This is a genomic window from Pseudoduganella sp. GW821-FHT05F09 (assembly GCF_059419605.1).
On sequence record NZ_JBWKSD010000002.1, the window covers coordinates 529,134 to 547,943 of the forward strand.

Here is an 18,810-nt window from a genome sequence, read left to right on the forward strand (position 1 = left end):
TGCCTGAAAAACAACTGTTGGTCCACAACTAGGGGAAACACTTACATTGACAGCCGAACCCGGCAGATGATTTCATCGAACAATTGAGCAAATGCCTAGCCCTTTGCTCAACTGGAAACGGGAAAGTTGCGCACAAGCTTGCCATCCGCAGGAACCCGCGCACATCCGTTCGAACATCTCAACAGTTGGAGGCTTTTAGTATGATGATGGAAACAGTTATGGCACGTTCCGTGCGCCTGATATTCTCGGGCAGCGTGGTTGCAGCAGGTCTGCTGGCAACGCCGGCGATGGCGCAAGACGCCAGCGCGAATGTCCAGCGCGTGGAAATTACCGGTTCGAGCATCAAGCGCGCTACCGCTGAGACGGCCTCGCCGATCCAGCTGATCGGCCGCGAAGAGCTGCTGAAATCGGGCAAGGCGACCGTCGCCGAATACCTGCAGACCCTGACCGTGGACGGCGCCGGTTCGCTGCCTACCGGCTTCGGCAACGGTTTCGCCGCCGGCTCCACCGCCATCTCGCTGCGCGGCCTGGGCGCGACCTCCACCCTGGTACTGCTGAACGGCCGCCGCATGGCCCCGTTCGCGCGTGCCGACGACGGCCAGAAAAGCTTCACCGACCTGTCCACCGTGCCGATGCAGATCGTTGAGCGCATCGAGATCCTGAAGGACGGCGCCTCGTCGACCTACGGCGCGGACGCGATTGCCGGCGTGGTCAACATCATCCTGCGCAAAGACTTCGAAGGCCTGCAAGTCAAGGGCGACACCGGCACCTCGCGCTACAGCGACGCCAAGCAGAACAAGGCTTCCCTGTCGTTCGGCAAGGGCAACCTGGACAACGACAAGTACAACTTCGTATTCAATGCTGAATACCAGCAGTCGGACAAGCTGAAAAACAGCGACCGCGCCGACCGCGGCCATATCGGCCACGGCGACCTGCGTCCTTACGGCTTCCCGATCGGCACCCAGTTTGCCAGCGGCTACATCAACGGCACCAACAACGCCACCGCCTCCCCGGTCGGCCTGCTGCGCGATCCGAAGACCACCAACTACGTCGCCCTGCCAGGCTGCGCCTCGCTGACCAGCGCCAGCCAGACCGGCGCCAACGGCGGCTGCGTATGGTACGCCGACCAGTTCCGCGACATGCAGCCGGAGATCGAATCGATCAACCTGTACTCGCGCGGCACTTTCCAGATCAACGAAAACACCCAGGCTTACGTGGAAGCGGGCTACTCCAAGCGCGACACCTCGTTCACCCTGGTGCCGCCGTCGGTCACCCCGACCGTGGCCTTCCCGCCGAACGCCGCCAATCCGCTGGGCTTCATCAACTACGGCAACCTGAACATCATGTCGGCCGCGCACCCGCAGAATCCCTACGGCGCGCCTATCCGCATCCGCTACACCGCGTTTGACGTCGGCCCAAGCACCCGTTCGGCCAACAACGAATTCAACCGCCTGGTGATCGGCGTCAAGGGTTCGGCCATGGGCTGGGACTACGACACCGGCTTCACCCACTCCGAGTCCAAGCTGCACCTGGACTACAGCAATATGCTGAACATGAAGGTGGTGGCGGCCGCCCTGGGCGATCCAACCTCGAAGTACTTCCCGTACTACATCGGCGCGCAGGCCAACAAGAACCCGGCTTCGCTGTACGCAGCCATGGTGACCAACGCCACCTCCGATTCGACCACCAAGCTGAACGTGATCGACTTCAAGGCATCGCGCGAGCTGTGGGCTCTGCCGGGCGGCAATATGGGTCTGGCGGTTGGCGCCGAACACCGCCAGGAAAAACTGTCGAATCCTTCGCTGAAGGGCTCCGAAGACGGCTCGATCAACTCCAGCTACGTGGCCGCTTTCGGCGACACCAAAGTGTCGGCGATCTACGCCGAGGTGCTGGCGCCGGTGATCAAGAACGTCGAACTGAGCGCAGCCTTCCGCTACGACAAATACGACAACTTCAACTCCACCACGCCGAAAGTCGGCGCCAAGTGGACCCCGATCAAGTCCTTCGCACTGCGCGGCACTTACACCGAAGGCTTCCGTGCACCAGGCGCGGCTGAAGGCTCGTCGGCGTCGCAGTCGACCGGCACCTCGACCGTGGCCGATCCGATCCGCTGCCCGGGCGGCAAGACCCCGGCCCCTGGCGGCGCCACTTCGACCGACTGCGGCATCCCTGTCGCGGCCGTGAAAGTGGGCGATCCCAACCTGCAGCCGGAAACCTCCAAGGGCTACACCCTGGGTATCGTTTGGGACGTGCTGGCCGACACCGGCATCACCCTGGACGGCTGGAAGATCAAGCGTTCCAACGAGATCAACCCGCTGCCGTACAACGAAGCGGCCGCCCTGCCGACCGCGATCCGCAACGACAACAACCTGGTCGTGAACGGCGTGGTGATCCCGAACTCGGGCACGCTGGTGCTGACCCAGGCTCCATACCGCAATTCGAGCTTCACCGAAATCAGCGGCGTGGACCTGGACATCAAGCAGCGCCTGCGCCTGGGCGCCTACGGCAAAGCCCAGCTGGGCCTGACCTGGACCCACGTGGCATCCTGGAAGCGTCACGAGTCCGCCACCACCGTGTACCAGTTCGCTGGCACCCACGGCAACTGCGACACCTCGAACTGCGCCGGTACGCCTAAGGACAAGATCAACCTGACCGGCACCTGGGATATCGGCGACTGGAACTTCAACGGCATCGTGAACTACCGCGCCAAGATGAAGAACATCCTGTTCGAAGGCAATCCTTGCGCCTCCACCCTGGCCAACGGCCAGCCAGGCACCACCGACTGCCAGATCGCCTCGTTCACCACGCTGGACCTGTCGACCCGCTACAACTTCAGCAAACAGCTGACCTTGTTCGCGTCGATGAACAACGTGCTCGACAAGATCGCACCGCTGGATCCGCTGACCTACGGCGGCATGAGCTACAACCCGATGGACGCGACCGGCGCCATCGGCCGCTACGTCAAAGTGGGCCTGAACTACAAATTCTTCTAATCGCCTGATTAGCTGAATCTGCCTGAGGGGCGGTGCGCAAGCACCGCCCCTTTTTCTTTTGATAAGCCTATACAACTCACTTGCCAAAACCGTATCGAGTTGGCAGAAATACGTCGATTTTTCGCGAAAACCCGAACAAAAATTGACAAGCCAGCGCAATCGGTGGTTTCATATCGCCCCTGTGATTTTTCGTGAGAATTACAGGGACCTGCAAAAACAGCAAGTTGACGTTACCCCTATCGCATCAAGAGAAAGCTACAAAGCAATGATCAAAGAAACAGTATTGTCGCGCTCGCTGCGCGTCATGTTCGCCGGCGGCCTGGCACTGGGCATGCACGCGGCCAGCGCCCAGGACGCGGCGCCGGACGCCTCCATGCAGCGCGTGGAAATCACCGGCTCCAGCATCAAGCGCATCGCGGCCGAATCGTCGCTGCCGGTGCAGTCGTTCAGCCAGAAAGACATCAAGAAGTCCGGCGTGACCACGGTCACCGACTTCATCCAGCAATTGCCGGCCATGCAGGGCTTCTCCGTGGCGGCCGACTCGGTCGGCGGCGGCGGCGGCGGCGTGACCACCGCCTCCATCCACGACATCGGCGCGGCCTACACCCTGGTGCTGCTGAACGGCCGCCGCGTGGCGCCGTCCAACTCCGGCACCACCATCGACCTGAACTCGATCCCGCTGTCGGCCATCGAGCGCGTGGAAGTGCTGACCGACGGCGCCTCGGCCCTGTACGGCGCCGACGCGATTGCCGGCGTGGTCAACTTCATCCTGAAAAAAGGCGCCTCCCCATGGGAAGTGAACGCCAAGTACAACAGCCCTGAGAAATCCGGCGGCAAGAGCAACTCCATCAGCATCAGCAAGGGCTTCGGCGACTACGAGGACGACGGCTACAGCGTGTTCGTCTCGGCCAGCCACGACCAGCAGAAGCAGCTGAAAGCCTCGCAGCGCGACTTCGCGCGCACCGGCATCGTCAACTTCACCGACCCGAAAACCGGCAAGGCGCTGCAGTTCATCAACGGCTCCTCGCGTTCCCTGCCGGCCAACGCCGCCGTCAGCTACGACGCCATCGATCCGAAGACCGGCAAGACCGTCGAAAAGAACGTCAACCTGAACCCGTATGCGCTGTCGCACGGCGGCAAGTGCGCGCCAGGCAACCTGGACTTCTACGGCGACGGCCAGTGCTACTACGATTCGCCGTCCACCATCGAGATCAACCCGGAATCGCAGCGCGACTCCATCTTCAGCTCCGGCAGCCTAAAGCTGGGCAACACCGGCTTCAAGGGCTTCTTCGACTTCGCCTACACCGAAGCGAAAATCGTGGCCAGCATCGCGCCCTACCCGGCCGACTTCAGCATCGCCAAGGGCTCGGCGCTGTACAACAAGTACATCCAGCCTTACCTGACGCCGGAACAGAAAGCCGGCGCCACCTCGGTGGTGGCCAAGTACCGCCTGTATGAAATGGGCAACCGCACCTACGACTACGGCACCAAGGCCACCCACCTGGTGGCGGGCGTGGACGGCCAGGCATTCGGCTGGGACATCAACTCGGCGGTGACCTACTCGAAGAACAAGCAGACCCAGAAATACGTGGGCGGCTTCCCGCTGGCCGACAAGTTCCAGGCCGCGCTGGACGCCGGCACCATCGATCCGTTCGGCTACGCCCAGGGCGAGATGCCTGCGTCCATGCGCAGCGCGCTGCTGGACACCGGCTTCAGCGGCACCTACAACACGCAGACCGTGGAAATGAAGGGCATCGACGCACGCGCCTCGCGCGAAGTGTTCAAGCTGGCCGGCGGCAGCGCCCAGCTGGGCGTGGGCGCGGACTTCCGCAACACCGCCTTCCGCATCGACCAGGCCGACGTGGCCAAGCAGGCGCAGATCCTGTTCGACAACGCCCAGGTGGACAGCAACTACGAGCGCAACAACGCCGGCGCCTACGCCGAGCTGATGATGCCGATCACCAGGAAGCTGGAAGCGACCGCCTCGGTGCGCTACGACCAGATCGGCGCCATCGACAACAACCTGACCGGCAAGGAAGTGGGCAGCAAGGAAAACGCCGCCACCTGGAAAGTGAGCACCAAGTACGCGGCCGCCAAGAACCTGATGCTGCGCGCAGCGGCAGGCACCGGCTTCCGCGCCGCCAGCATGACCGAGATCGCCGGTCCGCTGGAAGACTGGGGCGTCACCGGCGGCAACTACCAGTGCCCGCTGACCGCCGCCACCGGCATGGGCGGCCACCCGCTGGCGTCCTACTGCAACGGCGTGCAGCGCCAGCAGTTTGAAGCCTTCCAGGGCGGCAATCCGGAGCTGAAGCCGGAGAAGTCCAAGCAGTGGAGCGTGGGCTTCGTGTTCGAGCCTGTCGACAGCCTGTCGATGGCGATCGACCTGTGGAACGTGGAAATCCGCGACCAGGTGACCGCCGTGTCCGAAGGCCTGATCTTCGCCAACCCGGCCAAGTACGCCTCGCTGTTCACCACCAAGCACATCAGCTCGACCGGCAAGGACGTGCTGGCCATCAAGCTGCTGCCGATCAACATCGGCAAGGTGGAAAACCAGGGCGTCGACTACGACTTCACCCACAAGATGAAGCTGTTCGACGGCAAGCTGACCAGCCGCCTGGCCGGCACCTGGCTGCTCAAGTCGCGCTACACCACCCCGGGCACCGATGACCAGTGGGAAACCAGCCTGAACCGCTACGGCTCGAACGACAAGGTCAGCTTCCGCCACGTGGTGCGCGCCACCACCTCGCTGGAAACGGCCAAGTTCACCCACACGCTGGCGGCCAACTACCGCAACGGCTACATCGACAAGCCGCAGTCGGAAGACGACTGCGCCGTCATCGTGGCCGGTTCGCCGGGCGCCTGCTACGGCATCACGCTGGACGTGCCGAGCTACACCACCTTCGACCTGCAGTCGGCCTACCGCCCGCTGAAGAACGTGGAGCTGACCGCCGGCATCATCAACCTGTTCGACCGCAATCCGCCGTTCACGCTGCGCAACACCGGTTCGCACCAGGTTGGCTACAACCCGTCCTACTCGAGCGCCCTGGGCCGCCAGTTCTACCTCAGCGGCTCGTACAAGTTCTGATCGGATCTGACGCCACGGCGTTGATGTAAGCACAAAAAGGCGCTGAGCAATCAGCGCCTTTTTTGATTTTACTCAACAGATTCATTGCGGCAACCGCGCACACTGCCCTTTCCATAACAGAGGGAGCGCAGTCCATGATGAAGAAAACAGCAATCGCCCACGCGGCCCGTTTGGCGTGCATGCTGGGCCTGGGGACGGTATCCGCCTGGTCCCATGCGCAGGAGGCAGTGCAGCCGGCGGCGCAGCCCATGCCGCGCGTGGAAGTGACCGGCTCGTCGATCAAGCGCCTGGTGTCGGAAACGGCCAATCCGCTGACCGTGTTCAAGGCCGAGGACTTCGTCAAGCAAGGCCTGACCACGGCCCAGGAAGTGCTGGACCGCATCCCCTCCAACAGCTCCAGCTTCAGTTCCGGCAACGTGGTGGGCGGCAACAGCTCGGGCCTGCCCACCGGCGGCCAGTCCAGCGCCGACCTGCGCGGCCTGGGCAGCGACAAGACCCTGGTGCTGCTGAACGGCCGCCGCATCGCCAACCATCCCTACGACGGCGCCAGCGTCGACCTCAACATCATCCCGGTCAGCGCGCTGGAGCGGGTGGAAGTGCTGCGCGACGGCGCCTCCGCCATCTACGGCACCGACGCCATCGGCGGCGTGATCAACTTCATCACCCGGCGCTCGGTGCAGACCACCACCATCAGCGCCGAGGCCCTGCTGCCGCGCGCCGCCGGCGCCGACGAGAAGCGCGTCAACCTCTCCTCCGGCTTCGGCAACCTGGACCAGGACGGCTACAATGTGTTCGGCGTGTTCGACTGGCACCAGCTCGACATCCTGACCTCGCAGCAGCGCGCCTTCTCGCAGACCGGCGTGATCCCCTCGCGCGGCCTGAACCTGACCTCGGGCACCACCTTCCCCGGCAACTTCTTCGACCCGGGCTCCAGCGTCACCGGCAACCCGGGCCGCGCGGCCGGCTGCGACCAGCCCTATTCCCTGCCCATCGGCGGCGGCGGCACCTGCCGCCAGGACTACACCCGCCTGATCGACGACCTGCCGGCGCAGAAGCAGACCGCCTTCTTCGGCAAGGCCAGCTTCAAGCTCAATAACGACCACCAGGCCAGCATCGAATACCTGCACGCCGAGAACGACGTGCTGTCGCACACCGCGCCGCCGCCGCAGACCGGGCTGATACTGCCCAGGACCAGCAAATACTATCCGGGCAACCCGGGCGGCGGCGTACCCGCCATGCCGGGCCTGTCCGGCCAGCCGCTGAACGTCAGCTGGCGCCCCACCGAGGCCGGCCAGCGCGCGATCAATTCCCTGGGCGCGGCGGACCGCCTCAGCATAGGCGCCGAGGGCCTGCTGCGCGGCTGGGAATACAAGACCGGCTTCACGCTGTCCGAGAGCCGATCGGCCGAATGGTTCACCGGCGGCTATGTGCGCGACGAATCCTTCGCGGCCGGTGTGTTCAACGGCATCCTCAACCCCTTCGGCCTGCAGGACACGGCCGGCAAGGCCTACCTGGCCAGCACCGCGCTGCGCGGCAAGGTGCAGGACGGCAAAACCCGCAACACCGGCATCGACTTCAAGGCCAGCCGCGAGCTGTGGGAGCTGGCCGGCGGCAAGGCCGCCGTCGCCTTCGGCGGCGAGCTGCGGCGCGAGGAGGCGGACTTCTTCGTCAACCGCGACATCGCCGGCCAGGCCGCCAGTTCCGGCCTGTCCGGTTCGCAGTCCACGGCCGGATCGCGCACCATCAAGGCCGTGTTCGGCGAGCTCAGTTTGCCGCTGATCAAGGACCTGGAAGTGCAGTTCGCCACCCGCTTCGACGACTACAGCGACGCCGGCAACACCACCAACCCCAAGCTGGGCCTGCGCTACCAGCCCGGCAAGCAGGTGCTGCTGCGCGGCTCGGCCTCGACCGGCTTCCGCGCCCCCACCCTGTTCGAGAAGAACGCGCCGCGCTCCAAGAACGACACCAACAACACCTACAACGATCCGGTGCTGTGCCCGGGCGGCGTGCCGTCCTCCAATCCCATCACCAACCCGCTGCGCGACTGCGACCTGCAGCAGTTCAAGCTACAGGGCGGCAATCCGGACCTGGACCCGGAGAAGTCGCGCACCTTCGCGGCCGGCATCGTGCTCGAGCCCGTGCCGCAAGCCACACTGGCGCTGGACTATTGGACCATCAAGCTCAAGGACAAGATCAACGCCCTGCCGGAGGAAGTCATCTACGGCAACTACGCCAAGTACAAGGAACGCTTCCTGCGCAACCCGGACGGTTCGCCGCTGGCCATCCTGGATTTGAAGGAGAACCTGGGCCGCGTCAACACCGACGGCGTGGACGTGTCGCTGACGCTGCGCTCGGGCGCCACCGCCTACGGCAACCTCACCTTCACGCTGGACGGCACCTACGTCCATCAATATGAATACCAGGATGAACGCGACGGCCCCTACACGCAGAACGTGGGCCGCTACGCCGCCAACAACCCGGTGTTCCGCTGGAAGCACAACGCGGCGCTGAACTGGCGCCTGGGCGTGTGGAGCGCCACGCTGGCGCAGTCCTTCAAGAGCGGCTACCAGGACCAGAACCTGAACATCGCGCCGCAGTTCCTCAACCATGTGCCGTCCTACAGCCTGTGGAACCTGACCGCCAGCTACAGCGGCATCGCCGGCCTGACGCTGACGGCGGGAGTGAAGAACCTGCTGGACAAGGAGCCGCCCTTCTCCAACCAGGGCACGCTGTTTCAGAAAGGCTACGACCCGCGCTACACCGACGCCGTCGGCCGCGCCCTCTATCTGCGCGGCAGCTACGCCTTCTGAGGCCACGCCGCCGGTTCCGCCCGGCGGTATCGTTCTGTAGCATTAAGTATCACTCTGTACCAAAAATGTAACATTGCACTTCGCTTGGCACATACCGACTATTTGTCAAATTTGATAATACGCCGCATTTCCGGATAGTCGGCTGTTTTTCCCGGATCCCCCATCTTGGCCCCAATTACGCGATGTTGCGCGGAATTTCCGCGTGACTGCTCCCATCTGCCCGCAATCCGCCGCCGCCGGCCACCTCGCACAAAGCCGGGGTTTCGAGGAAAACCACAAATTTCCGCATTGACAGCAAGTTGTCTAGATGATTACATGAGCCCGCTGGCTGGCTCATCCGTCGCATAGCCGGAATGTCCATATTGCCAATAAATATCAAAATAGTACCGGCCCACGACGCCGATTCACCTAGTAGACCTTTTGGGAGTAGATTGATGATGAAGGAAACCGTTTTGTCCCGCTCCGTGCGCATGATCTGCGCAGCCGGCGCCGCCTTCGGGATGCATGCCGCCATCGCTCAGGAAGCCGCGCCGGACGCGATCCAGCGCGTCGAAATCACCGGCTCGAGCATCAAGCGCATCGCCGCCGAAGCTTCGCTGCCAGTGCAGTCGTTCAGCCAGAAAGACATCCAGCGCGCAGGCGTGACCTCGGTCACCGACTTCGTCCAGCAACTGCCTGTGATGCAGGGCTTCACCGTGGCGGCCGACTCGGTCGGCGGCGGCGGCGGCGGCATCACCACCGCGTCCATCCACGGCGTGGGCGAGTCCTACACCCTGGTGCTGGTCAACGGCCGCCGCATCGCGCCGGCCACCTCCGGCACCACCATCGACATCAACTCCATCCCGCTGGCCGCGGTCGAGCGCATTGAAGTGCTGACCGACGGCGCCTCCGCGCTGTACGGCGCCGACGCCATCGCCGGCGTGCTGAACTTCATCCTGAAAAAAGGCGCCCAGCCGCTGACCATCGACGCCAAGTACAGCAAGCCGCAGCATCCCGGCGCCAAGGACAAGTCCGTCAGCATCGCCAAGGGCTGGGGCGACGTGGAGACCGACGGCTGGTCGCTGTTCCTGTCGGGCAGCCACCAGGAGCAGGACCGCCTGAAAGCGGCCCAGCGCGACTTCGCCAAGACCGGCATCATCAACTTCACCGATCCAAAAACCGGCAAGCCGCTGCAGTTCTTCAACGGCTCCTCGCGCTCGATTCCGCCCAACGTCACCATCGGCTACAAGGATGCCGCCGGCGCCAGCAAGTCGGTCAACGTCAACCCTTACCTGAAGATCAACGGCAAGTGCCCGCCGGCCCACGTCGACCTGGGCGACGGCCAGTGCTACATCGACTACACCGCCTCGGTGGAAATCTCGCCTGAAGTCAAGCGCGACAGCTTCTACGCCTCGGGCAAGCTGAAACTGGGCGAAACCGGCTTCACCGCCTTCAGCGAAGTGACCGTCAACGACGCGCACATCTACGCCACCATCGCGCCCTACCCGGCCGAATTCTCGCTGCCGAAGACCTCGCCGCTGTTCGCCAAGTACGTGCAGCCCTACCTGACCGCGCAGCAGCTGTCCGGCATGACCTCCGCCACCGTGAAATACCGCCTGCAGGACATGGGCGGCCGCGCTTACGACTACGGCAGCAAGACCTCCGACGTGGTGGTGGGCGTGGAAGGCGCGGCGGCCGGCTGGGACATCAACTCGGCCCTGACCTACTCGCGCAACAAGGCGCCGACCGACTACGTGGGCGGCTTCCCGCTGGCCGACAAGTTCAACGCGGCCCTGGCCAGCGGTTCCATCGACCCCTTCCCTTACGCGCTGGGCACCATGCCGGAAGCGATGAAGACCGCGCTGAACGCCACCGGCTACGTGGGCAACTACAGCAACACCGAAATCGAAATGAAGGGCTTCGACGTGCGCGGTTCGCGCGAACTGTTCGCCGTACCGGCCGGCAAGGCTTCGCTGGGCGTGGGCGCGGACTTCCGCAAGACCAGCTACAGCCAGTCGGGCAACCCTGCGGTGAGCCATTCGGAAATCCTGTTCGACGACGACCAGCCATCGTTCGACCTGTCGCGCAAGAACGGCGGCGCCTTCGCCGAGTTGCTGGTGCCGGTGATCAAGGACCTGGAAGTGACCGGTTCGCTGCGCTATGACCGCGTCACCAAGATCAACGACGGCATCAACGGCAAGTCGATCGGCGAAGACCAGTCGGCCACCACCTACAAGCTGAGCACCCGCTACCAGCCGACCAAGGAACTGATGGTGCGCGCCGCCTACGGCACCGGCTTCAAGGCCGCGTCGATGAAGGACATCGCCCAGCCGCAGACCGACTTCGGCGTGACCGGCGGCACCTATAACTGCCCGCTGAGCGCAGCCAACGGCCTGGCCAACCACCCGCTGGCCCAGTACTGCGACGGCCGCAACCAGCTGGAAGTGTTCCAGGGCGGCAATCCGGCCCTGGTGCCGGAGAAGTCCAAGCAATGGTCGGCCGGCTTCGTGTTCGAGCCCAACGCGTCCTTCAGCGCCAAGTTCGACTACTGGAACGTGGAAATCCGCAACGCGGTCACCAGCGTCAGCGAAGCGCTGATCGCCTCCGATCCGAACAAGTACATCAACCTGTACACCACCAAGTTCAAGGCATCGACCAACAAGCGCACGCTGGCCATCATCCTGGCGCCTATCAATATCGGCCGCCAGGAAAACCAGGGCATCGACTACGACCTGCTGTTCCGCCAGCGCGTCTGGGACGGCAAGCTGACCGCCCGCCTGGCCGGCACCCACATGCTCAAGTCGCGCTACACCACCCCGGGTACCGACGACAAGTGGGAAACCAGCCTGGACCAGTTCGGCAGCGACGACAAAGTCCAATTCCGCAACGTGCTGAAGGCTTCGGCGACCTATGAACTGGGCCGCTGGACCAACACCCTGACCGCGAACTACCGCAACGGCTACAAGGACAAGCACCACGACATCGACAACTGCGCCGTGAACACCAACGACGCAGCGCAGGATTGCGTGGACGTGCAGCTGGACGTGCCCAGCTACACCACCCTGGACTTCCAGACCCAGTTCCGTCTGCTGAAGAACCTGGAGCTGACCGCCGGCGTCACCAACCTGGCCGACCGCAATCCGCCGTTCACGCTGCGCAACACCGGTTCGCACCAGCTGGGCTACGATCCACGCTACGCCAGCGCCGTGGGCCGCACCTTCTACCTGAGCGCCAACTACAAGTACTAATCCTGTAGCGCAAACAAAAACCCCCGCCGTAGCGATACGGCGGGGGTTTTTTCATGCTGCCTTTATTCAGTCCACATTGTGCAGGCGGCGCTGGCGCACGGCGGCGGCCAGGCCTTCCAGCACCTGCACGCTGCTGTCCCAGTCTATGCAGCCGTCGGTGATGGACTGGCCATAGGCCAGCTCCTTGCCCGGCACCAAGTCCTGGCGGCCCGCCACCAGGTGCGACTCCACCATCACGCCGACGATGCGCGCGTCGCCGCCGGCGATCTGGCCGGCGATGTCGGCGCACACGGGGATCTGGTTCTCCGGCTTTTTCGAGCTGTTGGCGTGCGAGGCGTCTATCATCAGGCGCGCCGCCAGGCCTTGCGCGGCGATCGCCTTGCAGGCCTCGTCCACGCTGGCCGCGTCGTAGTTCGGCGCCTTGCCGCCGCGCAGGATGATGTGGCAGTCCTCATTGCCGTTGGTGGACACGATGGCCGAGTGGCCGCCCTTGGTCACCGACAGGAAGTGGTGCGGCTGCGAGGCGGCCTTGATCGCCTCCACGGCGATCTTGACGTTGCCGTCGGTGCCGTTCTTGAAGCCCACCGGGCACGACAGGCCGGAGGCCAGCTCGCGGTGCACCTGCGACTCGGTGGTGCGGGCGCCGATCGCGCCCCAGCTGATCAGGTCGGCGATGTACTGCGGGCTGATCACGTCCAGGTATTCGGTGCCGGCCGGCAGGCCCAACTCGTTGATGTCGCGCAGCAGTTCGCGCGCCATGCGCAGGCCGTCGTTGATGCGGAAGCTGTTGTCCATATACGGGTCGTTGATCATGCCCTTCCAGCCCACGGTGGTGCGCGGCTTCTCGAAGTACACCCGCATCACGATCTCCAGGTCCGCGCCCAGCTGCTCGCGCAGCGGCGCCAGGCGGCGCGCGTATTCCATGGCCGCTTTCGGGTCATGGATGGAGCAGGGGCCGATCACCACCATCAGGCGGTCGTCCTGGCCGTGCAGGATGCGGTGCAGCGCCACGCGCGCATTGGCGGCGGTGGCGCTGGCGGCCTCGGTGCAGGCGAACTCGCGTATCAGGTGCGAGGGCGGGACCAGTTCCTTCATTTCGCGGATGCGCAGGTCGTCGGTGCGTTGCATGGTATCTCCTGAAGTCTAAGGCTGAAAATCGTGGGCTAAAAAAAAACCGCCATCGCTGGCGGTTTGTCTGGGTCTGCTGGGATCTCGTTTTTGCTGCTACGTGAACCGGCCGCTACTCCACCGCCTTTGGGTTGGAATTGCTAAAGTAAAAGTGGCCGGTAAAGAAAACGCAGGAATGCATGGATCAGATCCTAAAAGGTTGCAACGACTATAGCAACAATCCGCGCGCTTTGGCAAGCAGTTTGTCAAGCGCGGCCATCATCCGTGCGCGTGGCGCATGCACCACAATCGTGCAGCTTCCGCGCCGCACCTTGACGCAGATCAGTATCCCTTCATGCAAAGGCGGCAAGACTGCACCTTTCTGCTTACCCAAATGGAGTGAATGATGAAGAAACTGATCTTGCCCGGCCTGCTCAGCTTGCTCGGCCAGGCCTACGCGCAGGAAGCCGCCCAGCAGCCCATGCAGCGGGTGGAAATCACCGGCTCCAACATCCGCCGCGCCCAGGCCGAAACCGCCTCGCCGGTGCAGACCCTGAGCCGGGCCGACATCGAAAAATCCGGCAAGACCACGGTGGCCGAACTGATGCAGACGCTGGCGGTGGACAACCAGGGCTCGGTGCCAATGACTTTCGGCGGCGGCTTCGCCTCGGGCGCGTCCGGCATCTCGCTGCGCGGCCTGGGCGCGGCCTCCACCCTGGTGCTGATCAACGGCCGCCGCGTGGCACCCTACGGCCTGGCCGACGACGGCCAGAAAGTGTTCGCCGACCTGAACGTGATCCCGTCCGAAGCCATTGAACGGGTGGAAATCCTGAAGGACGGCGCCTCCGCCATCTACGGCTCGGACGCCATCGCCGGCGTGGTCAACGTGATACTGCGGCGCGACTTCCAGGGCACCACCGTGCGCGCCAGCCAGGGCATTTCCCGGGAGCGCGACGGCCACGACACGCGCCTGGCCATCACCCACGGCATCGGCAGCCTGGAAAGCGACCGCTACAACTTCATGGCCAGCCTGGAGTACGGCCGCAAGGGCGCCATCGCCAACAGTTCGCGCAGCGGCCGCCGCTACGTGGGCCGCAGCGACCTGCGCGACTACGGCTTCTCGGCCCAGGAAAGCCTGAGCGGCGCCGGCGCCATCATCAGCAACAACAACGCCGGCAGCGCGGTCAACGGCAATGTGCGCAACCCGGACACGCTGGACTACTACAACCGCGGCAATCCGGCCGGCGCCGGCTTCACGCGCTTCTTCCTGGGCGCGGCCTGCGCCAACTTCACCAGCCACCCGCAGGGCGACCCCGGCGGCGGCTGCCTGACCGACGCGCAGCAGCAATACAGCGAAATCCAGCCGGAACAGGAAACCGGCAACGTCTTCGCGCGCCTGAGCTACCAGCTCAGCCCGGCATGGCTGGCGTACAGCGAGCTGAACTTCTATCACAGCAATTCCACCGCCACCACCACGCCGTCCACCGTCAGCGCCTCGGTCGGCTATCCGGGCGGCCCGGTCAGCAACGCCGCCGTGCAGCTGGGCGCGGGCCACCCGGACAACCCCTATTTCGGGCGCGCCGCGCGGCTGCGCTACCTGGCGGCCGACGCCGGCCCGCGCGTGAGCCACGTCGGTTCGGACTTCACCCGCTTCGTGGCCGGCGCCAAGGGCAGCTGGCTGCAGTGGGACATCGACGCGGCCTGGCTGTTCTCGAAAAACGAAGTGAGCAACACCCGCACCGGCTACCTGCAGCGCGACGTGGCCTTCGCCCTGCTCGACCCCAGCCCGGCCAATGTGGCGGCGGCGCGCGCGCGCAGCGCCGCCTACGCCGCGCTGCCGGCCGGCAGCTACTGGCGCATCGGCGAGAACGCCGGCCTGAACTCGGCCGCGCTGTACGGCGCGCTCTCGCCCACCATCGCCAACGACGCGGCCACCCGCATCAACCAGATCGACGTGAAAGCCAGCCGCGAATTCGGCCAGCTGCCCGGTGGCGCGCTGGGCGTGGCGCTGGGCGCGGAATACCGGCGCGAGTCGACCGCGCTGGAGCCCACCCAGGGCACCGAGCTCGGCAACATCATCGGCCTGGGCTACTCGGCCTACCAGGGCAAGCGCAAGGCCGGCGCGCTGTACGCCGAGCTGCTGGCGCCGCTGCACAAGACGCTGGAAGCCTCGGCCGCGCTGCGCTACGACCACTTCTCCGACGTCGGCAATTCCTACACGCCGAAAGCGGGCCTGAAATGGACGCCGGTCAAGGAACTGGCGCTGCGCGGCACCTTCGCGCGCGGCTTCCGCGCCCCCAGCGCGGCCGAGAACGGCGTGGGCGGCCTGGCCGCCTTCTCCACCGCCGAGGACCCGGCGCGCTGCGCGCTGGGCGTGACGGTGGCCTGCAACCCGGCCTCCATCGCCATCATCACCTCGCCCAACCCGGCGCTGGCGCCGGAACGCTCGAAGAGCTACAGCGCCGGCGTGGTGTGGGACCCGCTGCCGCGCACCAGCGTGTCGCTGGACTTCTGGCAGATCAAGCGCAAGAACGAGATCAACCAGGAACAGACCGACGCCGCCATCGCGGCCGGGCATATCGCGCGCGACCCGTCCACCGCCACCCGGCCGGGCGATCCGGGCGCCATCACGGCGGTGCTGGCGCGCTACGTCAACTCCAGCAACACCAAGGTGCGCGGCGCCGACCTGGACTTGCGCAAGAGCTTAGGCATGGGCAGCTGGGGAACCTTGTCGGCGGACGCCAAGTGGACGCATTTGTTCAAGTGGCTGCGCACGGAAACCGACGGCTCGCAGCGCGACTTCGCCGGCACGCACGGCAATTGCGACGTGACCAACTGCATCGGCACGCCGGACGACAGGGTCAACCTGAGCGCGACCTGGGAGCGCGAAGCCTTCCGCGTGACGGCCAGCGCCAACTACCGGGGCAAGATGGACAATACGCTGTTCAAGAACGATACGGACGGCTGCGCCACCCACTTCGCCGACGGCAGCGATGCGCCGCGCGGCTGCAAGCTGGCCTCGTTCACCACGGTGGATCTGACGGCGCGCTGGAAGGTCAGCGCGAAGATGGAAGTGACGGCCTCGGTGCAGAATCTGTTCGACAAGATTCCGCCGCTGGACCCGCTCACCTATGGCGCGGTGTCGTACAACCCGCTTGACTACAGCGGCGCGCTGGGGCGCTACTTCAATGTGGGGATGCGGTATCAGTTCTAAGGAGATGGCGGGTCAGGCGGCACGCCGTAACCCGCCGCACGCGGCTCAGGCCGTGCCGCCGACCGTGACGCCGTCGAGGCGCAAGGTCGGCTGGCCCACGCCCACCGGCACGCTCTGGCCTTCCTTGCCGCACACGCCCACGCCCGAATCGAGCTTCATGTCGTTGCCTATCATGGACACGCGGTTGAGCACGTCCGGACCGTTGCCGATCAGGGTGGCGCCCTTGACCGGATAGGTGATCTTGCCGTCCTCGATCATATAGGCTTCGCTGGCCGAGAACACGAACTTGCCGTTGGTGATGTCGACCTGGCCGCCGCCGAAATTGACCGCGTACAGGCCGTTCTTGACCGAGGCCAGGATCTCGCCGGGGTCCTTGTCGCCGCCCAGCATATAGGTGTTGGTCATGCGCGGCATCGGCAGGTGGGCGAACGATTCGCGGCGCGCGTTGCCGGTCACCGGCATCTTCATCAGGCGCGCGTTCATGGTGTCCTGGATGTAGCCTTTCAGGATGCCGTCCTCGATCAGCGTGGTGCACTGGCTCGGGTTGCCTTCATCGTCGATGTTGAGCGAACCGCGGCGGTCTTTCAAGGTGCCATCATCCACCACGGTCACGCCCTTGGCCGCCACGCGCTCGCCGATGCGGCCCGAGAAGGTGGACGAGCCCTTGCGGTTGAAGTCGCCCTCCAGGCCGTGGCCGATGGCTTCGTGCAGCAGGATGCCGGGCCAGCCCGGTCCCAGCACCACGGTCATCGGACCGGCCGGCGCCGGGCGCGCGTCCAGGTTCACGATGGCCGATTTCACCGCGTCTTCCGCGTACTGCTCCAGCAGCTCGTCGCTGAAGTAGCCGTAGTCGTAGCGGCCGCCGCCGCCGGACGAGCCCACCTCGCGGCGGCCGTTCTGTTCGGCGATCACGGTCAGCGACACGCGCACCAGCGGGCGGATGTCGGCCGCCAGCACGCCGTCGCTGCGCACCACCAGCACCACGTCGTATTCACCGGCCAGGCCGGCCATCACCTGCACCACGCGCGGGTCCTTGGCGCGGGCTATTTTTTCCAGGCGCTCGAGCAGCTTGACCTTGGCGGTCGCGTCCAGCGAGGTCAGCGGGTCGTGCGGCAGGTACAGCGAGCGGCCGCCCACCTGGGTCATGCCGCTGGCCACCTTGATCTTGCCGGCGCCGGCGCGGCCTATGGTGCGGGTTGCCGCCGCCGCTTCCATCAGCGCGCGCTCGGAAATGTCGTCCGAGTAGGCGAAGGCGGTCTTGTCGCCGGAAATGGCGCGCACGCCCACGCCCTGGTCGATCGAGAAGCTGCCGGTCTTGACGATGCCTTCCTCCAGGCTCCAGCCCTCGTTCTTGGTGAACTGGAAATACAGGTCGGCGTAGTCGACCTTGTGGGTGAACATGCTGCCCAGCGTTTTCAGCAGCTTGCCTTCGTCCAGGCCGAACGGCGTCAGCAGCAAATCGCGCGCGACGGCCAGGGTGGACAGATTGGGTTCGAATGGGATCATGATATTGCCTTGGTTATATGTGCTGCCATTGTAGTGGATCGCGGCCTGCTTCACATGGTGCGGTGTTTCAGCGCCGGCAAGCTCTCGCGCACGCTGTCCATGAACAGCGCGTCCACCTCGCCGTGCACCACGCCCTCGCCTTCGGCCAGCACGGTTTTCACCGCGCCCCAGGGGTCGACCAGCATGCTGTGGCCCCAGGTGCGGCGGCCGTTCTGGTGGGTGCCGCCCTGCGCCGCCGCCAGCACATAGCACTGGTTCTCGATGGCGCGCGCGCGCAGCAGGATTTCCCAGTGCGCCTGGCCGGTGGTGTAGGTGAACGCGGCCGGCACCACGATCAGCGACACCGGCCCCATGGCGCGGAACAGCTCGGGGAAGCGCAGGTCGTAGCAGACCGACATGCCGACCTTGCCCACCGGCGTGTCCACCGTGCCGACATTGCGCCCCGGCACGATGGTGCGCGCCTCGTCATACGATTCGGTGCCCTTGGAAAAGCCGAACAGATGGATCTTGTCGTAGCGCCCCACGTGGCGGCCTTCGTCGTCGTACACCAGCGTGGTGTTGACCACGCGGCTTGGATCGTCCGAGGCCAGCGGCAAGGTGCCGCCCAGCAGCCAGATGCTGTGCTGGCGCGCCATCTCGCTCATGAAGTCCTGGATGGGCCCCTGGCCCAGCGGCTCGGCCACGGCCACCTTGTCGGCGTCGCTCAGGCCCATGATGGCCCAGTATTCGGGCAGCAGCACCAGTTTGGCGCCGGTGGCGGCCGCCTGCGCGATCAGGCGCCGCGCGGTGGCCAGGTTTTCGCCCACGGAAGGCGAGGAAATCATCTGTATCGCTGCGACGGTGTTCATGGGCATGTCCTTCTCGA

8 protein-coding genes are annotated in these 18,810 nt (G+C 65.0%); 5 read left to right on the forward strand and 3 right to left on the reverse strand.

Annotated features, from left to right (window positions below):
* Positions 1-218: 218 nt before the first annotated feature.
* The 4 genes from AC07S4_RS07690 to AC07S4_RS07705 all read left to right on the forward strand — a co-directional run bounded on the left by AC07S4_RS07690 (position 219) and on the right by AC07S4_RS07705 (position 12,118).
* On the forward strand, positions 219-2,993 hold the full coding sequence (locus tag AC07S4_RS07690; RefSeq protein WP_494986078.1) for a TonB-dependent receptor: 2,775 nt from the start codon (positions 219-221) through the stop codon (positions 2,991-2,993).
* Positions 2,994-3,258: 265 nt separating this feature from the next.
* Positions 3,259-6,081 (forward strand): TonB-dependent receptor, encoded by a 2,823-nt coding sequence (locus tag AC07S4_RS07695; RefSeq protein WP_494986079.1) that lies wholly within the window; start codon positions 3,259-3,261, stop codon positions 6,079-6,081.
* Between the two features lie 134 nt (positions 6,082-6,215).
* Entirely contained in the window at positions 6,216-8,891 is a 2,676-nt protein-coding gene (locus AC07S4_RS07700) for a TonB-dependent receptor (protein WP_494986080.1), read from the forward strand.
* Between the two features lie 434 nt (positions 8,892-9,325).
* Positions 9,326-12,118 (forward strand): TonB-dependent receptor plug domain-containing protein, encoded by a 2,793-nt coding sequence (locus tag AC07S4_RS07705; RefSeq protein WP_494986081.1) that lies wholly within the window; start codon positions 9,326-9,328, stop codon positions 12,116-12,118.
* 66 nt (positions 12,119-12,184) lie between these two features.
* Here the strand turns inward: AC07S4_RS07705 and aroG are convergent, their stop codons facing one another.
* Positions 12,185-13,246 carry a 3-deoxy-7-phosphoheptulonate synthase AroG gene (gene aroG / locus AC07S4_RS07710; RefSeq protein ID WP_494986082.1) on the reverse strand — a complete coding sequence of 354 codons (1,062 nt, stop codon included), beginning with the start codon at positions 13,244-13,246 and terminating at the stop codon, positions 12,185-12,187.
* Positions 13,247-13,628: 382 nt separating this feature from the next.
* Here aroG and AC07S4_RS07715 point away from each other — a divergent pair, with 382 nt between their 5' ends.
* A complete protein-coding gene (locus AC07S4_RS07715) occupies positions 13,629-16,439 on the forward strand; it encodes a TonB-dependent receptor (RefSeq protein ID WP_494986083.1) in 2,811 nt (936 codons plus the stop codon).
* A gap of 45 nt (positions 16,440-16,484) precedes the next feature.
* Here AC07S4_RS07715 and tldD read toward each other — a convergent pair whose 3' ends face one another.
* Complete coding sequence (gene tldD, locus AC07S4_RS07720; protein ID WP_494986084.1) at positions 16,485-17,945, reverse strand: metalloprotease TldD; 1,461 nt, start codon at positions 17,943-17,945, stop codon at positions 16,485-16,487.
* Positions 17,946-17,995: 50 nt separating this feature from the next.
* Positions 17,996-18,793: a carbon-nitrogen hydrolase family protein gene (locus AC07S4_RS07725; protein WP_494986085.1), complete on the reverse strand. Its 798-nt coding sequence runs from the start codon at positions 18,791-18,793 to the stop codon at positions 17,996-17,998.
* Between the last annotated feature and the right edge of the window lie 17 nt (positions 18,794-18,810).

Coding starts and splice junctions, on each gene's coding strand:
- AC07S4_RS07690 (WP_494986078.1), top strand. CDS start 219: ATGGCACGTTCCGTGCGCCTGATATTCTCGGGCAGCGTGGTTGCAGCA.
- AC07S4_RS07695 (WP_494986079.1), top strand. CDS start 3,259: ATGATCAAAGAAACAGTATTGTCGCGCTCGCTGCGCGTCATGTTCGCC.
- AC07S4_RS07700 (WP_494986080.1), top strand. CDS start 6,216: ATGATGAAGAAAACAGCAATCGCCCACGCGGCCCGTTTGGCGTGCATG.
- AC07S4_RS07705 (WP_494986081.1), top strand. CDS start 9,326: ATGATGAAGGAAACCGTTTTGTCCCGCTCCGTGCGCATGATCTGCGCA.
- aroG (WP_494986082.1), bottom strand. CDS start 13,246: ATGCAACGCACCGACGACCTGCGCATCCGCGAAATGAAGGAACTGGTC.
- AC07S4_RS07715 (WP_494986083.1), top strand. CDS start 13,629: ATGATGAAGAAACTGATCTTGCCCGGCCTGCTCAGCTTGCTCGGCCAG.
- tldD (WP_494986084.1), bottom strand. CDS start 17,945: ATGATCCCATTCGAACCCAATCTGTCCACCCTGGCCGTCGCGCGCGAT.
- AC07S4_RS07725 (WP_494986085.1), bottom strand. CDS start 18,793: ATGAACACCGTCGCAGCGATACAGATGATTTCCTCGCCTTCCGTGGGC.